Here is a 3,172-nt window from a genome sequence, read left to right as displayed (position 1 = left end):
GGGGCGGCATCGGCGCCACGACGCCGGGCATTCTCAAGTATCAGCCGACCTGGTATGGCCGGGCCAACCAAACGACGCTGATGGGATTCAACGAACCCGACCTCGATGACCAGGCCAATATGGAAGAAGAGACGGCGGCCTATCAATGGCCCCGCATGGAACGATTCCGGCTCCCGCTGCTCGGGCCTTGCCCGTCGGCCTACAAGGGAACCTGGCGGCAGAACTATGAGGCGATGGCGGAAGAGGAGGGGTTGCGCTCCGAATATATGGCGATGCACTGGTATTCGCCCAACGGGGCCTCGACCGGAAGCCCGAGCACGCTGATCAGCAACATGGAAACCCTCTACGAGACCTATGGCAAGCCGATCTGGCTCACCGAGTTTTCCACCCGCGACTTCGACGGAACCAAGACCACTTGGAGCCGGAACCATAACTACAACTTCCTGGCCGAATTCATGTGGCGCGCCGAAAGCCTGACCTGGCTGAAGAAATGGTCCATCTTCGAATGGGGCATTTCCGGGGGCGATCCGGCAACGACCGATGCCAGCAGCGATGATCCGACCGACATGAATTCGCCGCGGCTTTCGCTGCACTATAACAACGACAGCGACGATCCGGGCTGGGAAGATCTCGCCGAATGCGGCCTCCTGCTCGCCGGCTGGGACGGCAAGGCGGAGGTGGTCGATGAAACGGCCTACATCATCCACAACAAAGGCCGCTTCCTGCGCCTGATCGACCATCCGGACGCCGGCACCGTAAGCCATGCCGACGTCCTCAACCGTAACGCGACCGAGCAGTTCATGCTGCAAACCGCGCCGAACGGCTACAAATACATCATTGGGTTGAGCGACGGACGCCGCCTTTCCTACGACGGATCGAGCGTTGGGCTGGCCGCTGCGGGCACCACCGGAACGGCGGTCGAATGGGAGTTGGAGGAAAACCAATATGGCTGGTTTTTCATCAACCATCCCGCCACGAGCAAGCGCCTGTGCATCACGACCGGCAACGTGATCGGGGCCTACGCCGACTCGAACACGGCCGACACCTACCAGTTCCGCTTCATCAAGCATTACCTGCCGATCTCGCTGACCGAAGTGCAGACCCTGCCCTATGCCGAAAGCTTCGAAAACGGCATCGGAGCCTGGCGGCAATTCTACGACCAAGACAAGTATTGGGAGGTCGGCAGCGGCGGAACCCCGACCGCGGCGGCCGGCCCAAGTGGGGCATCGGACGGCGAATACTATCTCTTCTCGGAGGGGCACGACGCCGGCTCCTACGTCACCAACATGGTGGAGTGCGGGTTTGATCTCGCCCCCTACGCCGAGGTGGAAATGACCTTCGACTACCACATGTACGGCTCCTACATCGATTTCCTTTCGCTGGATGTGTTCGATGGATCCACCTGGACGTCCAATGTCTGGACCCAGAGCGGGCAACGGCAGAGCAGCAGCGATGCCGCCTGGCTGTCCGCCGTGGTGGATCTTTCCGACTATGCCGGCAACGCCGAGGTGAAGCTGCGTTTCCGCACGGCGAACAAGCAGTGGAACGCGGCCGATCCGGCGATCGACAACATTCGCCTCGAGGGGACGTATCAAGCGCTTCCGTATGCGGAAAGCTTCGAGTCCGGCTTCGGCGCCTGGTCGCAGTCGTCCGACGACGATTTCGACTGGACGCGCAACAGCGGTCCGACGCCGACCGCCGGCACCGGGCCCGACAGTGCTTCCGATGGCAGCTGGTATCTCTATATCGAGCCCCATGACGATTACGACGGGCACAACAAAATGGCGGCGATCGAAAGTATCTTCGATCTGAGCTCGGTCGCAAATGCCCGGCTGACGTTCGATTACCACATGTATGGCGTCAATATCGATTATCTGGCCGTCGATGTGCACGACGGGGCCACCTGGAGTTCCAACGTCTGGATCCGTTCCGGGGCGCAGCACGACAGCAACGCTGCCGCGTGGTCGAACGCGGTGGTCGATCTGGCGGCGTTTGCCGGCAACGCGGAAGTCACCCTTCGTTTCCGCGCCAAGGAGGGCTATTGGCATGTTTCCGATATCGCCATCGACAACATCCGCCTGGAGGAATACCTCTCCGCCTACGATCTGTGGGCGGCCGTCGCGTTTTCGAACGCGCCGACGGGAACGGATCAATCCAAAGCCGGCAACCCGGACGGCGACCGCTTCACCAACTTGCAGGAATGGGCACTGGTGCTCGATCCGCTGGCATACGACAGCCCGGCGTTGGATGCTTCGTGGGACGATTCCGACTTTACGGTGGTCTATGCCCGCCGCGATTCGGACGAGGTCTCCGTTTATGCCAGTTGGGCGTCTTCGCTCACCGCGTCGGTTTGGCGCGTGCATGGCGACGGGCTGACCGAGGAGACCCTTGAAACGGACGGCGAGGTGGAAACCCGCTCCGCGTCCGTGCCGATCGACTCCCCTCAGAAGTTCATTCGGCTCGAAGTTTCCGAGTAACGGGGGCGCCGGCCGATCATTTTCGTGATGGGATTTGATCGGATTTACCGACCGGTTTGCATAGCATGGTCCAATCATGGGAGAAGATTGGAATACCAGGCAAACGCTTCTGATGCGGGCAAAGAACCAAGACGATCATGCGGCTTGGGAGGAATTCGTTTCGTACTACCGCGATTTCATTGTCATGGTGTTGCGCAAGATGAATCTCTATGCGGTGGATATCGACGACCTCACGCAGGACGTGCTGATCAAGCTCTGGAAAAGCCTGCCCAATCATATCTACGACAAGGACCGCGCGACCTTCCGCACCTGGCTGAGCCAAGTGATCCGAAACCAGATGATCAACCATATGCGGGCGGTGCAACGCCGCGACGACAGGCATGCGGTGGTGGCCAAGGATGAGACCGTCGGGAACTTCTCGACGGAGTCCGAGCCGGAAATCGAAAAAATCATCCAGCGAGAGTGGGAGGTCTACGTGGTGAAGTTGGCGCTGAAGAATATTTCCTCTCTCTTTTCCGAAGGGGCCATCACGGCGTTTACCATGAGTGTCGATGGAAAAAGCACGCAGCAGATTGCGCAACACCTCGGCGTGAAACCCAACTCGGTCATCAAGCTGAAGAACCGGGTAAAGGTGCGCCTGGCCGAGGAGATCCAGCACCTGCGCAACGAACTGGAGTCGATATGAGCACCGAATC

2 protein-coding genes are annotated in these 3,172 nt (G+C 59.9%); both read left to right on the top strand.

What is annotated here, in order from left to right:
- On the top strand, positions 1-2,477 hold a 2,477-nt coding region (locus tag ABYO54_RS15635), incomplete at its 5' end, for a glycosyl hydrolase (protein ID WP_372809165.1).
- Between the two features lie 112 nt (positions 2,478-2,589).
- Positions 2,590-3,162 carry an RNA polymerase sigma factor gene (locus ABYO54_RS15630; protein ID WP_372809164.1) on the top strand — a complete coding sequence of 191 codons (573 nt, stop codon included), beginning with the start codon at positions 2,590-2,592 and terminating at the stop codon, positions 3,160-3,162.
- The last annotated feature ends 10 nt before the right edge of the window (positions 3,163-3,172 follow it).

This window comes from Pontiella sp. (assembly GCF_041622395.1).
Taxonomy (GTDB): domain Bacteria; phylum Verrucomicrobiota; class Kiritimatiellia; order Kiritimatiellales; family Pontiellaceae; genus Pontiella.
Note: the sequence above shows the minus strand (reverse complement) of the source record. Positions and strands in the feature narration are given on the sequence as shown.

Coding starts and splice junctions, on each gene's coding strand:
- ABYO54_RS15630 (WP_372809164.1), top strand. CDS start 2,590: ATGCGGGCAAAGAACCAAGACGATCATGCGGCTTGGGAGGAATTCGTT.